The 15,175-nt window shown below is 41.4% G+C and carries 18 protein-coding genes; 14 read left to right on the forward strand and 4 right to left on the reverse strand.

The window, feature by feature from the left end; translation table 11 throughout:
- Positions 1–7: 7 nt before the first annotated feature.
- The gene (locus tag DWV68_RS12110; protein WP_117698552.1) at positions 8–259 is read right to left on the reverse strand and encodes a kinase to dihydroxyacetone kinase; all 252 of its coding nucleotides are present in this window, start codon (positions 257–259) and stop codon (positions 8–10) included.
- 259 nt (positions 260–518) lie between these two features.
- On the opposite strand from DWV68_RS12110, the gene dltA reads away from it, so the two are divergent.
- From dltA to DWV68_RS12165, 11 genes are all read left to right on the forward strand, one after another.
- Positions 519–2,057 carry a D-alanine--poly(phosphoribitol) ligase subunit DltA gene (gene dltA, locus DWV68_RS12115; protein ID WP_118665927.1) on the forward strand — a complete coding sequence of 513 codons (1,539 nt, stop codon included), beginning with the start codon at positions 519–521 and terminating at the stop codon, positions 2,055–2,057.
- A complete protein-coding gene (gene dltB, locus DWV68_RS12120) occupies positions 2,054–3,208 on the forward strand; it encodes a D-alanyl-lipoteichoic acid biosynthesis protein DltB (RefSeq protein WP_118639760.1) in 1,155 nt (384 codons plus the stop codon). Before dltA ends, dltB begins: the two co-directional genes overlap by 4 nt.
- Positions 3,209–3,294: 86 nt before the next feature.
- Positions 3,295–3,534 (forward strand): D-alanine--poly(phosphoribitol) ligase subunit DltC, encoded by a 240-nt coding sequence (dltC, locus tag DWV68_RS12125; RefSeq protein ID WP_117698553.1) that lies wholly within the window; start codon positions 3,295–3,297, stop codon positions 3,532–3,534.
- Between the two features lie 2 nt (positions 3,535–3,536).
- Positions 3,537–4,733, forward strand: coding sequence for a D-alanyl-lipoteichoic acid biosynthesis protein DltD (gene dltD, locus DWV68_RS12130; protein ID WP_118665929.1), 1,197 nt, complete (start codon positions 3,537–3,539; stop codon positions 4,731–4,733).
- The gene (locus DWV68_RS12135) at positions 4,702–4,851 is read left to right on the forward strand and encodes a teichoic acid D-Ala incorporation-associated protein DltX (protein ID WP_117698525.1); all 150 of its coding nucleotides are present in this window, start codon (positions 4,702–4,704) and stop codon (positions 4,849–4,851) included. The genes dltD and DWV68_RS12135 overlap by 32 nt, the downstream gene beginning before the upstream one ends.
- A 214-nt stretch (positions 4,852–5,065) precedes the next feature.
- Positions 5,066–6,217 (forward strand): ABC transporter substrate-binding protein, encoded by a 1,152-nt coding sequence (locus tag DWV68_RS12140; protein ID WP_117698526.1) that lies wholly within the window; start codon positions 5,066–5,068, stop codon positions 6,215–6,217.
- 97 nt (positions 6,218–6,314) lie between these two features.
- Entirely contained in the window at positions 6,315–7,190 is an 876-nt protein-coding gene (locus DWV68_RS12145; RefSeq protein WP_117698527.1) for a branched-chain amino acid ABC transporter permease, read from the forward strand.
- Between the two features lie 9 nt (positions 7,191–7,199).
- Complete coding sequence (locus DWV68_RS12150; RefSeq protein ID WP_117698554.1) at positions 7,200–8,279, forward strand: branched-chain amino acid ABC transporter permease; 1,080 nt, start codon at positions 7,200–7,202, stop codon at positions 8,277–8,279.
- 1 nt (position 8,280) lies between these two features.
- The gene (locus DWV68_RS12155; RefSeq protein WP_117698528.1) at positions 8,281–9,039 is read left to right on the forward strand and encodes an ABC transporter ATP-binding protein; all 759 of its coding nucleotides are present in this window, start codon (positions 8,281–8,283) and stop codon (positions 9,037–9,039) included.
- A 13-nt stretch (positions 9,040–9,052) separates the two neighbouring features.
- The gene (locus tag DWV68_RS12160; protein WP_117698529.1) at positions 9,053–9,763 is read left to right on the forward strand and encodes an ABC transporter ATP-binding protein; all 711 of its coding nucleotides are present in this window, start codon (positions 9,053–9,055) and stop codon (positions 9,761–9,763) included.
- Between the two features lie 9 nt (positions 9,764–9,772).
- Positions 9,773–10,402 (forward strand): cytidylate kinase-like family protein, encoded by a 630-nt coding sequence (locus DWV68_RS12165; RefSeq protein ID WP_117841843.1) that lies wholly within the window; start codon positions 9,773–9,775, stop codon positions 10,400–10,402.
- 128 nt (positions 10,403–10,530) lie between these two features.
- On the opposite strand, the gene DWV68_RS12170 is transcribed toward DWV68_RS12165, so the two are convergent.
- Together DWV68_RS12170 and DWV68_RS12175 are read right to left on the reverse strand one after the other, a co-directional pair.
- On the reverse strand, positions 10,531–11,181 hold the full coding sequence (locus tag DWV68_RS12170; RefSeq protein WP_117698530.1) for a potassium channel family protein: 651 nt from the start codon (positions 11,179–11,181) through the stop codon (positions 10,531–10,533).
- Positions 11,182–11,214: 33 nt separating this feature from the next.
- A complete protein-coding gene (locus DWV68_RS12175; RefSeq protein WP_117698531.1) occupies positions 11,215–12,558 on the reverse strand; it encodes a TrkH family potassium uptake protein in 1,344 nt (447 codons plus the stop codon).
- Between the two features lie 302 nt (positions 12,559–12,860).
- On the opposite strand from DWV68_RS12175, the gene DWV68_RS12180 reads away from it, so the two are divergent.
- Complete coding sequence (locus tag DWV68_RS12180) at positions 12,861–13,388, forward strand: hypothetical protein (protein WP_117698532.1); 528 nt, start codon at positions 12,861–12,863, stop codon at positions 13,386–13,388.
- Between the two features lie 29 nt (positions 13,389–13,417).
- The gene (locus DWV68_RS12185) at positions 13,418–13,972 is read left to right on the forward strand and encodes a DUF1653 domain-containing protein (RefSeq protein WP_117698533.1); all 555 of its coding nucleotides are present in this window, start codon (positions 13,418–13,420) and stop codon (positions 13,970–13,972) included.
- On the opposite strand, the gene DWV68_RS12190 is transcribed toward DWV68_RS12185, so the two are convergent.
- Entirely contained in the window at positions 13,965–14,420 is a 456-nt protein-coding gene (locus DWV68_RS12190) for a CYTH domain-containing protein (protein WP_118665931.1), read from the reverse strand. The genes DWV68_RS12185 and DWV68_RS12190 overlap by 8 nt on opposite strands.
- A 193-nt stretch (positions 14,421–14,613) precedes the next feature.
- Here DWV68_RS12190 and DWV68_RS12195 point away from each other — a divergent pair, with 193 nt between their 5' ends.
- Complete coding sequence (locus tag DWV68_RS12195) at positions 14,614–15,165, forward strand: DJ-1 family glyoxalase III (protein WP_117841692.1); 552 nt, start codon at positions 14,614–14,616, stop codon at positions 15,163–15,165.
- The last annotated feature ends 10 nt before the right edge of the window (positions 15,166–15,175 follow it).

Raw genomic sequence — 15,175 nt, forward strand, 5'->3', positions numbered from 1 at the left:
GTGTAGATTAACCCTGAAGCCCCCGTGCCTGACGGTCCATATCTTCTACTACAATGTCATAGATTTCACCAAGACCTGCGCAGTATTCTAAGACCTTCCAAGGCTCGTTGGTGTGATAATGAATCTTAATCAGTTCTTCATCACCAACTGCCAGAAGGCAGTCTCCTTTGAAATTTTCAGTAAAGTAATCATTAATTGCATCCTCGTTTAGATTTTCCCCTTCAATTAAGAGCTGAGTGTCATATCTGAATTCTAACATCATCGAATCCTCTCTTTCTGTCTATTTCCCTTTTATCAGGAATAAATTTCAAACACAGTATAGCATAACGTGGTAAGAGAAGAAAGTATTTCATAAAGCAGCAGGACTTTGTTGAGACAGATTAACCAAGTAGAAAGTTTTAGATTTCTTTAAGAACTGCCTAAGCAAAGATTAATGTTCTTTAAGAATTCGTAACTGTGATATTCTTGTGATTTTATTGTGCTATAGTTGTCCCTAGAAAAAAGAAAAGAGGGATGATATGGATATTTTAAAGAACATCAGAGAAACTGCCCTGACACATCCGAAGCGGTGTGCAGTGCAAAGCAGAGAACAAAAGCTGACTTATGAGGAGTTAGAAGAATATTCCAACCGGCTTGCAGTATGGATTGCGAAGAACAGCCAGAACCGTAAGCGGCCGGTTATTGTATATGGACATAAGAACCCGTATATGGTGGTATGCTTCCTTGCCTGTGCCAAGGCAGGTAGAAGCTATGTGCCGCAGGATATCTGCATTCCGGTAAGCCGGGTGGATGAGACGGTATTAAGCGTAGAACCGGAACTGACCTTTGTGGTAGAAGGTGTTTATCAGACAGAAATCGGAATGGTAATCGGAAAAGAGAAGATAGAAGAAATCGTAAAACAGGAGACAAACGAGACCGATGTGCTACAGCCTCTGGCCAAAGATGAAGTATGGTATATCATATTTACTTCCGGAAGCACCGGAAAGCCTAAGGGCGTAGAGATTACAAGAGACTGCCTCAGCCATTATCTTGACTGGTCGGTGCAGTTAGGCAGCACCATGGAAGAAAAGGGCGGTGCCCATTTTATGAATCAGGCACCATTTTCTTTTGATTTATCGGTAATGGATTTATATACTTCCCTGGTCTGTGGCGGAACGCTTTATACCATGGATAAGAAGATGCAGAGTGACTATAGTGAGATGTTGGGCTTCTTAGAACAGTCAGAAATAGAAATCTGGGTATCGACACCGTCCTTTGCGGATATGTGTCTGGCAGACCGGAATTTCTGTGGGGAAAAGATCAAAGCCTTAAAACTTTTCTTATTCTGTGGGGAAGTGCTTACTACAGCTACGGTGGAGAAGTTAAAGGAACGTTTCCCGGAGGCAGTCATTATCAATACCTATGGCCCGACAGAATCTACGGTGGCAGTCACAGATGTGACCATAACAGAGAAATTATTGCAGGAGACCATTGCCCGGGGCAAATCCCTTCCGGTAGGCCATGAAAAGCCAGGAACTTATATCGAAATCTGGGATAAAGCCGGAAAAGTGTTGCCGGAAGGAGAACAGGGCGAGATTGTTATTATCGGAGATACGGTAAGCTGTGGTTATTATATGAGAGCAGATTTGACAAAGAAGGCATTTTTCCATTGTATCCTTGATGGAAAAGCTTACCGGGGTTATAAGACCGGAGATGCCGGATATTTAAAAGGCGGGCAGCTTTATTATAATGGAAGAATCGATTTGCAGGTGAAGCTGCATGGATACCGCATTGAAATTGAAGATATTGAGAATAACATGGTAAGACTTCCTCAGATTGACCATGCTGTCGTAGTGCCGAATCTGGAAGAAGGAAAGGTAAAGAGCCTGACGGCATTTGTGACAGGAGCACAGATGGCAGGAAAGAAAGCATCTGAGATTTCAAGACAGGTAAAAAACGGTCTGAAGGAATTCCTTCCGGTTTATATGATCCCAAAGAAAATAAAATATATCGAAACCATGCCAATGAATAACCATGGAAAGGCAGACCGAAAATATCTTGGAGGTCTGGCAGAATGAGTTTTTACAGCGGAGCACCATTCTTTGGCACATTGATTCTGTTATTGCTTTTCGCATTGATTCTTGGCTGTATGGAAAGGAGCCTGCACTGGTATAACCTTATCGTATCCGGTGTAATGGTTGTCTGCGTGTTAGGCGGAAATCTGACGGCGCTTGCGTATTTCGCAGGATACTTTCTGATTGAATGGATGCTGGTCAGAGGATATGAATGCATAAGAAAGAAATATGGAAGAAAGGCAGCATTTTATCGCAGTTTTGTGCTGCTTTCCATCCTGCCACTTGCATTATGTAAACTATGTGACCTTCCATGGTTAAAGGAGATGAATCTTTTTCAGTTTACCGGAATTTCTTACCTTACGTTCCGGGTGGTGCAGATTATCATTGAACTTTATGATGGCACCATAGAAGAGGTGAAAATCCTTGATTTTTCAGCATTTTTAATCTTCTTTCCAACCTTTAGCTGCGGACCTATTGACCGAAGCAGAAGATTCTTGGAGGATTATCATAATGTGCCGGGAAGAAGAGAATATCTTGAGCGGTTTGGAATTGGTTTACAGAAGCTTGTTTTAGGAGCAGCATATAAATTCGTATTTGCGGATTTCTTCTATCAGATTATGAATCAGTTCATGAACCGGACAGCAGGGAATATGGTTTGTTATGCATACAGCTATGGTTTTTATATGTTTTTTGATTTTGCGGGATACAGTCTGATGGCAGTGGGAACCGGCTATATGCTTGGCATCTGCGTACCGGATAACTTTAAGAAACCGTTTATCAGCCGGGATATGAAAGAATTCTGGGCAAGGTGGCATATTTCCCTGTCCGAGTGGTTTCGGGATTTTGTCTTTTCCAGATTTATGATGTTATCCATGCACAAAAAATGGTTTAAAAGCAGATTAAATGGTGCGGCAGCAGGCTTTCTTATCAATATGCTGGTGATGGGGGTGTGGCATGGTCTGACGGTGCATTATATTTTGTACGGACTCTATCATGGCATATTGCTGGCAGTTACGGAAATCTATCAGAAGAAGTCGAAGTTCTATAAGAAATATAAGAAGAAAACCTGGTATGCACTGGCATCATGGGGAATCACATTAAATCTGGTGATGTTTGGCTTCCTGATTTTCTCAGGACATTTTATTACAATTTAGGTTATCCCAACTTATATATAGAAGAAAAATTTTAGATGCAGAATCGTTTGCAAAGAAAAATAGAAAGAGAAAAAGGAGATTATAAGATGAAAGAAAAGATTTTGGATATTATTGAAAAAGTATGTGAGGATGACAGCATCCGGGAAGACCTTACGATGAATCTTTTTGAAGAGGATTTACTGGATTCCTTAAGCTTTGTAGCACTTCTGGTGGAACTTGAGGATAACCTTGGTGTTGTAATTTCACCATCGGAAGTAACAAGAGAGGATATGGATACACCGGAGAAAATTATCGCACTGGTAGAAGCGAAAGCACAGGAGAAGTAAGCATGAAAACGATAAAAGCATTTGCAGTTTCACTGCTGTTATGCGCACTTACGATAGTGGGACTGCATTTATACAGCGGCAGAGGTTTTTCGGCAGAGGGAAAAGCAGGCACCTGGGTCAGTGATGCAAAATCCCAAAACGGCAGTACATTAAAGAAGATGGCAGCCGATGAAAAGGCATTGCTGATATTCGGTTCTTCGGAGCTGCGGCATGGACAGGGCAGCGGATTTCAGGGAGATACGATTTTTGATGGTGCGGATATGAATCCTGTTTATGTGGGAAAAGCAGGGTATCAGAGCCTGACCCATGCCATTACACTGGGTGCGGTGGGCAGTCAGGCAGCCAATAAGAAGGCAGTATTAATCGTTTCGCCCCAGTGGTTTAAAGAAAATGGAGTAAAATCCACGGCGTTTGAAGCTGCTTTTTCAGAAGAAGAATATATTGCATTGCTGGAAAATCCGGATATCAGTCAGGAAACCAAAGATTATATCAATGGCAGACTGCAAAATATCATGGCAGATAATGAAACCATGTCAGAAAGAGTAAAAAAGGACCGGGAATGGTATCAGCCGAAGGATGATAATACAGCAGAACAACCAGGCTGGCTGGAGCAGAAAAAAGCAGATTTTCATAAGGTACTGTTGGAAGAAAAGAATAATTATAAAGTGATGGCAGAGGCACTGATGGATGGAATCAGTAATCATAAGAGCAAGGAAAGTGGTGCAAAGCTGTCACAGGCTACCTGGGAGCAGCTTCGAAAGGAAGCTGAAACAGAAGGACATAAGCTTTCGGATGGCAACGACTATGGCATGTTTGACAGCGTATATAAAGGAACGTACCAGACGCTGATTGCCAATGGAAAACATAAGAATCCGAAGTACACCTTAGATTCCATGGAATTTTCGGATTTGGAATGTTTTCTGTCAATTTGCAGGGAGGAGGGAATCGAGCCTTTGGTAGTAATCCTTCCTTTTAACGGATACTGGTATGATTATACGGAGCTGACGGCAGAAGAGCGGAGTGTATTTTATGAAAAGATAAGATGCATAGCAGAAGATTATGGTGTGCAGTGTGCCGATTTGAGTGGAAATGAATATACGGAGTATTACTTTGAGGATAATTCCCATCCAGCATTGAAAGGACTGGTAGATTTAAATGAAGCGATTTATGAATTTTATTGGAAAGATAAGACAGAATGAGAAGGCAGTATTTCTTGGTAAAGTGATTTTCTTTTACCTGCTGCTGATGATTCTATGGATGCATTTTATGCTGGCAAAGGATTCTGCAGCACCGGCGTTTATTTATGAGCAGTTTTAAACTATACCGGTTTGGAATGCGATATATAACCTGCGGTTATATATTAAAATAAATCAACCTAGTAAAATCAATACGTCTTTAGTACTTTAACGCGGTGAAGGGCATGAAAAACCTAGAAAAATCAAGGAGTAGCAGGGAAAATGAGTATTGCTTTTCAAATTTTCATGTAGTAAGATAAGGCACATGAAACCTAGGAGTTAAAGGAGGAACTATTATGAAGAAAAAAATAGTCAGTGTAATACTGGTCGCAGCGATGGCAGTTGGATGCCTTGCAGGTTGTGGCTCAAAAGAAGCAAAAAATGAAGATGCATTCTATATCGGAGGAATTGGACCGGTTACCGGTGATGCAGCAATTTACGGAACAGCCGTTCAGAACGGTGCACAGATTGCTGTCGATGAGATTAATGAAGCCGGTGGAATTAACGGTCATCAGATTGAATATAATTTCCAGGATGATCAGGGAGACCCTGAAAAAGCAGCAAACGCATACAACACCTTAAAAGACTGGGGTATGCAGGTATTAATGGGAACTGTTACAACAGGTCCTTGTGTATCTGTGGCAGATTTAACTGCAGCAGATAATATGTTCCAGATTACACCATCTGCATCATCTACAGATGTAATCAAGAACGACAATGTATTCCAGGTATGCTTTACAGACCCTGCACAGGGAACAAAATCCGCACAGTATATCGGTGAGAATAACCTTGCCAAGAAAGTGGCAATTATTTACAACAGTTCAGATATCTATTCATCAGGTATCGAAGCAAAATTCGTAGAAGAAGCAGCAAACCAGAACTTTGAGGTAGTTGCAGAAGAAGCATTTACTGCAGATTCCAAGACAGATTTTTCTACACAGTTACAGAAAGCAAAAGATGCAGAAGCAGATTTGGTATTCCTTCCAATCTACTATACAGAAGCATCTATTATCTTAACCCAGGCAGATTCTATGGGATATGCACCGACATTCTTCGGATGCGACGGTATGGACGGAATCTTAGGTGTTAAGAACTTTGATACTTCTTTAGCAGAAGGACTTATGTTATTAACACCGTTTGCAGCAGATTCGAAAGATGAAAAAACTGCAAACTTCGTTTCTAAATATGAAGAGAAATATAAAGATACACCAAACCAGTTTGCAGCTGATGCTTATGATGCAATTTATGCAATCAAAGCAGCATTGGAAGAAGCAAATGCAACACCGGATATGAGTGCTTCTGATATTTGTGATTTATTGAAAGACGCAATTACAAAAGTCAACATTGATGGTGCAACAGGTAGCGGAATGACATGGTCAGCAACTGGTGAAGTAAACAAAGATCCTAAAGCGGTTGTAATTCAGAATGGTGAATACGTAGGAATGTAATGTATTTTATCAGATAAGCCAAAGAGGGGTTGCCAATGGCAGCCCCTTTTATGTATTATAGAGGTATATATTCTAAGAGAAAGCAAGAGGTGTTGTTATGAGATTCATAACGTATTTAATCAACGGTATCAGCCTTGGCAGCATCTATGCAATCATTGCACTGGGTTACACCATGGTGTATGGAATTGCTAAGATGCTGAATTTTGCCCATGGTGATGTTATCATGATTGGCTGCTATGTCGTATTTATGACAATGAGCGGCATGAACATGAACCCGCTTTTGAGCGTAATCCTTGCAGTTGTAGTCTGCACTGTGCTTGGCGTGATAATTGAAAAAGTGGCATATAAGCCTTTGCGTAAGGCATCTCCACTGGCAGTATTGATTACCGCAATTGGTGTCAGCTATTTGTTGCAGAATATTGCATTACTGATATTTGGTGCAGATACCAAATCCTTTAGTTCTGTGGTTCCACTGCAGAATATTAAGATTGGCGGAATTACCATAACCGGTGTTACGGTAGTGGCAGTCCTGGCATGTATTGTTATCATGATTGGTCTGATGATTTTTATTAAAAAGACAAAAGCAGGACAGGCAATGCTGGCAGTATCCGAGGATAAGGATGCAGCACAGCTTATGGGGGTAAATGTTAACGGGACAATTTCACTTACTTTCGCAATTGGTTCCGGACTTGCGGCAATTGCAGGTGTGTTACTGTGTTCAGCATATCCGACACTGACTCCATATACCGGCGCTATGCCTGGTATCAAAGCATTTACTGCAGCTGTATTTGGTGGAATCGGTTCCATTCCGGGAGCATTTATCGGAGGAATCCTTCTTGGTATTATCGAAATCTTAGGAAAAGCTTATATTTCTTCACAGCTTTCCGATGCTATCGTTTTTGCCGTGTTGATTATTGTGTTATTGGTTAAGCCTACCGGTATTCTTGGTAAGCCAATTCATGAGAAAGTGTAGGTGGCAGGAATGAGTAAAATGAATTTAAAAACAATGAAGAAGACAACAAAGAGTAATCTGATTACATATGCTATGGTAATCGTCATTTTTGCCGTAGTACAGATTCTGGTAGCAACCGGAAGCATGTCCAGTCTGATGCAGGGACTTTTGGTACCCCTTTGTACTTATTCTATCGTTGCAATCGGATTGAACCTCTGTGTAGGCTATCTGGGTGAATTAAGTCTTGGTCATGCAGGCTTTATGTGTGTCGGCGCATTTTCCAGTGCTTTCTTTACCAGATGTATGGAAAATTCACCGATGAATCCAACCCTGCGTTTTATCATCGCTTTATTAATCGGAACTGCTGTTGCAGCATTCTTTGGATTCTTAATCGGAATTCCGGTACTTCGTTTAAGAGGTGATTACCTTGCAATCGTAACACTGGCATTTGGAGAGATTATCAAGAATGTCATCAATGTTCTTTATGTAGGCAAAGATGAAAACGGTCTGCATTTTGCAATCAATGACAACAAGGCTCTTAATATGTCGGGAACCGGAGAAATGATTATCGATGGTGCAAAGGGAATCACCGGAACACCAAGACAGTCTACTTTCTTAATCGGTGTTATTTTAATTCTGGTTGCATTGTTTGTAGTATTTAATCTGGTTAATTCCAGAAGCGGCCGTGCTATCATGGCAATCCGTGATAACCGTATTGCAGCAGAATCCGTTGGCATTAATATTACAAAGTTTAAACTGATGGCATTTACTATTTCAGCAGCAATCGCAGGAGCAGGTGGAGTGCTTTATGCACATAACCTTTCCAGCCTGATTGCCCAGCCGGCAAACTTTGGATACAATATGTCCATCATGATTCTGGTATTTGTCGTACTCGGTGGAATGGGAAGCTTCCGTGGTTCCATTATTGCAGCCGTAGTACTGACCATGCTTCCGGAAGTATTGCGTGGACTGCGTGATTACCGTATGCTGATTTACGCAATTGTTCTGATTGCAATGATGCTCTTTAACTGGGCACCGGCAGCAATTACCTGGAGACAGACACATTCTTTGAAGAATTTATTTGCAAAGAAAACGAAGGAGGTACAATAAGATGGCAATGTTAGAAGTAAAGAATCTTGGAATTTCCTTCGGTGGACTCCGGGCGGTAGATGGATTTGAAATGCAGATTGAAAAAGGTCAGTTATACGGACTGATTGGACCGAACGGTGCAGGTAAAACAACCGTATTTAATATGCTTACCGGTGTATACAAACCGGATGATGGAAGCATTGTACTGGATGGAAAAGATATTACCGGAAAGAAAACCATAGATATTAATAAAGCCGGAATTGCAAGAACCTTCCAGAATATCCGCCTTTTTAAAGACCAGTCCGTGCTGGATAATGTAAAAGTCGGACTGCATAATCATCATACTTATTCTACTTTAACCGGAATTCTAAGACTTCCGAAGTATTTTAAAGTAGAAGCAGAGATGAATGAAAAGGCAATGGAGCTGTTAAAGGTATTTGGTCTTGAGGATGAAGCAGATTATCTGGCATCCAATCTTCCGTATGGTAAACAGCGTAAACTGGAGATTGCAAGAGCACTGGCAACTGAACCAAAACTTCTGCTTTTAGATGAGCCGGCAGCCGGCATGAACCCAAATGAAACCAAAGAATTAATGGATACCATCCGCTTTGTAAGGGATGAATTTGATATGACCATTCTTCTGATTGAACATGATATGAAACTGGTATCCGGTATCTGTGAGAAACTGACTGTATTGAACTTCGGCCAGGTACTGGCAAGCGGAAATACCAGTGACGTATTGAATAATCCACAGGTTATCAGGGCATATCTGGGCGAATAGGAGGGATGATAAAATGGCAATGCTTGAAATAAAAGATTTGGAAGTATATTACGGCGTGATTCAGGCAATTAAAGGGATTTCCTTTGATGTCAATGAAGGAGAAGTCATTGCATTAATCGGAGCCAATGGTGCAGGTAAGACAACTACACTGCAGACAATCACCGGAATGCTCAGTGCCAAAAAGGGAAGCATTCTTTTTGAAGGAACAGATATCACCAAGGTTCCGGGACACAAGATTGTATCCATGGGAATGGCACATGTTCCGGAAGGAAGACGTGTATTTGCAGAGCTTTCTGTATATGAGAACTTAAAGCTGGGTGCATATACCAGAAAAGATAAGCAGGAAATTGCAGAGTCTTTAGAGCGTGTATACAAGAGCTTTCCAAGATTAAAGGAACGTAAGAATCAGCTGGCTGGAACCTTAAGTGGTGGCGAACAGCAGATGCTTGCCATGGGTCGGGCGTTGATGAGTAAGCCGAGGATCATCCTTATGGATGAGCCGTCCATGGGATTGTCTCCAATCTTTGTAGAAGAGATTTTTAACATTATCAAAGAAATATCTGCATCCGGTACAACTGTTCTACTGGTAGAACAGAATGCAAAGAAAGCATTATCGATTGCAGACCGTGCATATGTACTGGAAACAGGTAAAATTGTATTGAGCGGTGATGCCAAAGAGCTTATGAATAATGAGTCTATTAAAAAGGCATATTTAGGAGAGTAGGTGTTAAATATGAAACATACGGTAATAACCATTGCAAGAAGTTATGGAAGCGGCGGAAGAACGCTGGGTAAGAAGCTGGCAGAAGAACTTGGAATTCATTGCTATGACCGTGAGTTAATAAGAATGGCTTCTGATGAAAGCGGAATCAATGAGGCATTGTTTGGAGAGGCAGATGAGAAACTGCGTAAGATGCCACTGTTTCGTATTGCGAAGAAAGCATATCATGGGGAAGTGCTTCCACCGGATAGTGATGAGTTTGTATCCAACGACAATCTCTTTAACTATCAGGCGAAAATTATCCGTGAGGTAGCCAAAGAAGAGTCCTGTATTATTATCGGACGTTGTGCGGATTATGTTTTAAAAGATTGTGATTATGTAAAGAGTCTGTTTTTCTACGCACCGCGTAAGGACTGCATTGAACGTGTCATGCAGCAGAATGGTGGAACTAAGAAGGATATTGAAAAGAAGATAGACACCATTGATAAGTATCGCGCAGATTATTACAAATACTATACCGGCAGGGAGTGGAACGATGCCAGAAATTACGATTTCTGTCTGGACACTACATCCTTAAGTTATGAGAAGCTGGTACAGGTTGTAAAAGCATATTTAGAAATCAGTGAGGCAGAGGAGCCTTAGGAACAATATTGTAGCAGAATATGAGAAAGAAGAGGTATCTGATGATTCGGGCATCGGATACCTCTTCTTTCAATGCTTATGCGGGTAGTGGGAAAACGCTGGACTTGTAAAGAATGTTTTCTGTAGTTTTACAGTTTCTTTAAAATTTTATCGATGTCATTTCTGTGGCCTAATATCATCAGATGGTCCGTGTCTTTAAAAATATAATTGGCATCCGGCAGCAGGCTCATGACACCATCTGTTTTAATACCGATGATATTGGCATGATAGCAGGCACGGAAATTTAGATCCTTAATACTCTTTCCAATCCATTCTGGTAATGGCGGAATCTCATAAATGGAGAAGCCACCGCCTAATTCAAAGTAGTCAAAGACCTGGTCGGCAGAGAAACGGACTGCAGTTTTTTCAGCGATATCCCGGTCAGGGTAGATAACTTCGTCAGCACCGTTCCGCAGCAGAAATTTGGCATGAATATCACGGTTTGCTTTGCTGACGACATATCTGGCACCCATTTCCTTAAGCAGGCTTGTAATCTCTAAGCTGCTCTGGAAATTACTTCCGATACAGACAAAGCAGACGTCAAAATTGCCAACACCTAAAGTGGCAAGTACTTTTTCATTGGTGCAGTCGCCAATTTTTGCACTGGTGACAAAAGAGAGAACATCTTCCATTACGGCTTCATTCTCGTCCACAACCATAATCTCATTATCCAGTTTGGATAAGTCTTTGCAAAGGTGAGTGCCAAATCGGCCCAGTCCAATAATTAAAAATGATTTCATAGAATCCTCCTAGTATAATCAAGATATTTGATATTAACCGACATTGATTTTTTCTACCGGCTGCATCACATGCGCAATCCTTTTCTTATCCGTAAATGATAAGGCAAAGGAAAGGCTTCCCAGTCGTCCTAAATACATTAACAGAATTAGAATGATATGACAGCTGGTACTAAGGCTGCTTGTAATACCGGTTGACATTCCGACAGTGTCAAGAGCTGAAAATGCTTCAAAAGCCACATCAATGACTGGATAACCGGAAATAGCAGTAATTGCCAGTGTGGCGCTGAGTGCCAGCGTCAACTGGAACATAAGGACGACGACTGATTTGGTGATAACAGATTCTTCCAGTCTGCGTCCGAAAATATTTGTTCCGGTAGTACGGGTTAAGGTGGAACGTACGGATAACAATAGAACAAATATGGTTGTAACCTTTACACCGCCGGCAGTAGAACCCGGGGCACCACCGATAAACATAAATACAATAGAAAGAAATTTACTGCTTTCGCTTAACGCACCATTATCAACAGCGTTAAAACCGGCAGTTCGTGGGGTAACAGTACAGAAGAAAGAATTCAAAAGCTGTTCTCCGAAACTCATACCGGCAAATAAGCGGTTATGCTCAAAAAGATAAAAGAGCAGCGTGCCGCCAAAGAGGCAGACTGCAGTAGCACTTAAAACCATTTTGGTCTGCAGGGCATAGTGGCGGCAATGCAGCCCGTGTTCCCTAAGGTCATTCCATACAAAGAAACCAATACCACCAATCAGGATCAGGGCACTGATGGTAAGAATTACTATAGGATCATTGTAGAATCTGGTAATGGATGAAAATGGACTGTAACGCCCCATTAAATCGAATCCTGCATTACAAAAGGCTGAAATAGAATGGAAGATACCATAATAGATGGCATGTAAAACATCCATGTCTTTCAGAAAACGCAGTGTAAGAATGAATGCACCCGACATTTCAAAAAGAAACGTGCCTCCGATGACACGGCGGACAAGCCGCACGACACCGCCGATTTCAAGGGTGTTTAAACTTTCTTTAATAAGACCACGCTGTTTCAGCCCGATTTTCTTGCGTAACATCAAAGAAACAGTAATACCAATGGTGATAAAACCAAGACCACCAATCTGAATCAGAACTAATAAAACAAGCTGTCCGAAAATGCTCCAGTGGGTAAAGGTGTCAACCAGAACCAGACCGGTTACACAGGTAGCACTGGTTGAGGTGAAAAGGGCAGTTATAAATGGAGTCCATTCACCATTCCGGCTGGAAACCGGAAGCATCAGAAGTATGGTTCCGATAAAGATGAGCAATAGAAAACCAAGCGCTATCATCTGTGTACCGGACATACGTTTTTCAAATTTCCCAAACATAATAAAATTCCTATTCCTGATTTAAATAATTTTCGATAAATCTTATTTATCTATTATAGTAATTTTACTCCGTTTTGTCCATTGCCAAATGGAGAAAGGCAGTGTCCCTTGCAGGCTTTATCTGCATCCGTACTCGACAGACAGTCCTGTGATTGTGTCAAAGCAACGAAAAGACAGTCTGACAGCAAGAAAAAATTATAGAATGAGTTGTTGTCTTAGCTGGTTTGTTTGAGTATAATAAAATAATAGGGTAAACTTGAAAAGAAAAAACTTGAAGAGGATAGAAAAAGGAAGGTTTTTATATGGGACTTTTTATTGTATTTATCATTATTATTATATATGTTGCTTTGTCCCAGAGTGTAAAGCAAAGCAATAATCAAAACAGGCGTGGAAATAATCCGGCTATGGGGCGGCCGCCACAGCAGATATATCGTCCACAGATGAACCAGCCGCAGCGTACATATCAGCAGGTGCCAAACCAGCAGCATACATATCAGCAGACCATGAACCAGCCACAACGGGCATATCAGCAGGCACCAGTCCAGCCGCATCCCATGTATCAGCAGGCACCTGATCCGCAGATGAACAGACAGCAGGCACAGCAGCAGTTAAAGAACCGGCTGGCGGGAAAATATCAGTCTGCAGCGGCAGAGGAAATGTCTGCCATGGAAGTAATAGAACCGATGGAATTTACTTATGATATTCCACAAAGTGATAATATGAAGAAAGTGCAGGAGCTGATGGTAACTGGCTTCAGCGGCAATCTGAATTTTGAAAGAGATTTTGTGGCAGAAGGAATTGAAATGTTAAACCGTTTTGAATTACAGTAAAGAGCATAGATAAGTGGAGGATGACAGCAATGGAAGGCAGAAGACCGGCAACCGGGGAGATTTACAGACATTTTAAAGGAAAATTATATCAGATTGTAGCCATAGCAACACACAGCGAAACAAGAGAAGAACTGGTGATTTATCAGGCACTTTACGGAGCTTATAAAGTATATGCAAGACCGCTTGCCATGTTTGTAAGCGAAGTTGATCATGAGAAATATCCGGCAGCAGAGCAGAAATACAGATTTGAAAAAGTAAAACTGCAGGAAGAAGCAACTCCACAGGAAGCGGTAAAGGTTAGTCAGGAGACAACACAGCCGCAGGCAACAGCCCAGCCGCAGGAAACTTCAGAATCCGAAGAACAGGCGAATCCGTTCCTGCTGCGTTTCTTAGATGCAGATACTTATGAGGAGAAATATAAGATTTTAAATGAGATGGAAAATGATATTACAGACCGTCTGATTAATGATTTTTCCGTAGTATTGGATGTGGTGATTCCGGAAGGAGATTTAACCGGCCGTTATATACAGTTAAAGCAGTGCGTGGCAACCATGTGCCGTTATGAGACTACCCGCCTTAGGTAGGCAGTCCCACACGACTCAAAGTGCTGTTGTGATAATCAGAGGAGAAGGTGACATCTTTCCCAAACCACTTCGGTGGAAGGAAGGATTCAGCTTCTTCTTTTGTTTCAAATTCCACTTCGGCTAATTTCAACGGAGCAAGGTCTCCTTCGAAAATATCAAGCTCAATGGTCAGCCTGTCAGTCAATGGAATCAGATAGCGCTTCTTGGAAATGATAATGCCATCGGCTTTTTGAATCAGATGCCGGTAAGCATCTTCATTCAGAGGAAGATTATATTCTTCCCGCACCATAAGACCGGAGCCTTTGTAAGTAAGAATATATTTGTCATTGGAGCGGCGCACCCGCACTACAGGGTCCGTATTGAGATACCCCTGCTCAATGACTTTGCAGGGATAGTCTTTTAAATCAAAAGGAATCTCATCAATTAAATATTTGCGTTCAATTTCCATAATAGCCTCCATATAGTCAGGAAAATAATGATACATTTATTGTAAAATATTTTAAAATCCACTGCAACCATGGAATTGAAAAAGCGCAGTAACCATGCTAACATAAGAGACAGCATAGAAAAATTTCGTGTTAGAAAATTTAATATCAGAAAAAGTAATATCAGAAGAGAATAGAAAACAGGAGGAAGATAATATGAAGAAAATCGGAATTTTTATGGCGGATGGCTGTGAAGAGATTGAAGGACTTACCGTAGTGGATGTGGTACGCAGAGCAGGAATTGCGATTGATATGATTTCCATTACCGGAAAGAAAGAAGTGGCAGGAGCCCACGGAATTACGTTTGCAGCAGATGTACTGGCAGAGGAAGCTGATTTTGACAGCTATGATGGAATTGTACTGCCGGGCGGAATGCCTGGAACCTTAAATCTCGGAAAGCATGAAATTGTAAAGAAAGTGATTACATCTTATGCAGCAGGCGGCAAACTTACTGCAGCAATCTGTGCTGCACCAAGCGTATTGGGTGAGAATGGAATATTAGAGGGTAAACATGCAGTCAGCTATCCGGGGTTTGAAGAAAAGCTTCTTGGAGCCAGGGTCGGAGCAGAAAAAGTTGCAGTAGATGGCAACATCGTTACCAGCCGGGGCATGGGAACAGCCATTGAATTTGCCATGGCTATTGTAAAGTGGCTGGATCCACAGGCAGATATTGATGCGATGGAAGCAAATATCATGTATTTTAAATAAAAATAACCAG

The organism is Roseburia sp. AF12-17LB (assembly GCF_003479605.1).
Lineage (GTDB): Bacteria > Bacillota > Clostridia > Lachnospirales > Lachnospiraceae > Roseburia_C > Roseburia_C amylophila.

Excerpts from the sequence above, each read along its gene's own strand:
- DWV68_RS12110 (WP_117698552.1), bottom strand. The coding sequence starts at position 259 with ATGTTAGAATTCAGATATGACACTCAGCTCTTAATTGAAGGGGAAAAT.
- dltA (WP_118665927.1), top strand. The coding sequence starts at position 519 with ATGGATATTTTAAAGAACATCAGAGAAACTGCCCTGACACATCCGAAG.
- dltB (WP_118639760.1), top strand. The coding sequence starts at position 2,054 with ATGAGTTTTTACAGCGGAGCACCATTCTTTGGCACATTGATTCTGTTA.
- dltC (WP_117698553.1), top strand. The coding sequence starts at position 3,295 with ATGAAAGAAAAGATTTTGGATATTATTGAAAAAGTATGTGAGGATGAC.
- dltD (WP_118665929.1), top strand. The coding sequence starts at position 3,537 with ATGAAAACGATAAAAGCATTTGCAGTTTCACTGCTGTTATGCGCACTT.
- DWV68_RS12135 (WP_117698525.1), top strand. The coding sequence starts at position 4,702 with ATGAATTTTATTGGAAAGATAAGACAGAATGAGAAGGCAGTATTTCTT.
- DWV68_RS12140 (WP_117698526.1), top strand. The coding sequence starts at position 5,066 with ATGAAGAAAAAAATAGTCAGTGTAATACTGGTCGCAGCGATGGCAGTT.
- DWV68_RS12145 (WP_117698527.1), top strand. The coding sequence starts at position 6,315 with ATGAGATTCATAACGTATTTAATCAACGGTATCAGCCTTGGCAGCATC.
- DWV68_RS12150 (WP_117698554.1), top strand. The coding sequence starts at position 7,200 with ATGAGTAAAATGAATTTAAAAACAATGAAGAAGACAACAAAGAGTAAT.
- DWV68_RS12155 (WP_117698528.1), top strand. The coding sequence starts at position 8,281 with ATGGCAATGTTAGAAGTAAAGAATCTTGGAATTTCCTTCGGTGGACTC.
- DWV68_RS12160 (WP_117698529.1), top strand. The coding sequence starts at position 9,053 with ATGGCAATGCTTGAAATAAAAGATTTGGAAGTATATTACGGCGTGATT.
- DWV68_RS12165 (WP_117841843.1), top strand. The coding sequence starts at position 9,773 with ATGAAACATACGGTAATAACCATTGCAAGAAGTTATGGAAGCGGCGGA.
- DWV68_RS12170 (WP_117698530.1), bottom strand. The coding sequence starts at position 11,181 with ATGAAATCATTTTTAATTATTGGACTGGGCCGATTTGGCACTCACCTT.
- DWV68_RS12175 (WP_117698531.1), bottom strand. The coding sequence starts at position 12,558 with ATGTTTGGGAAATTTGAAAAACGTATGTCCGGTACACAGATGATAGCG.
- DWV68_RS12180 (WP_117698532.1), top strand. The coding sequence starts at position 12,861 with ATGGGACTTTTTATTGTATTTATCATTATTATTATATATGTTGCTTTG.
- DWV68_RS12185 (WP_117698533.1), top strand. The coding sequence starts at position 13,418 with ATGGAAGGCAGAAGACCGGCAACCGGGGAGATTTACAGACATTTTAAA.
- DWV68_RS12190 (WP_118665931.1), bottom strand. The coding sequence starts at position 14,420 with ATGGAAATTGAACGCAAATATTTAATTGATGAGATTCCTTTTGATTTA.
- DWV68_RS12195 (WP_117841692.1), top strand. The coding sequence starts at position 14,614 with ATGAAGAAAATCGGAATTTTTATGGCGGATGGCTGTGAAGAGATTGAA.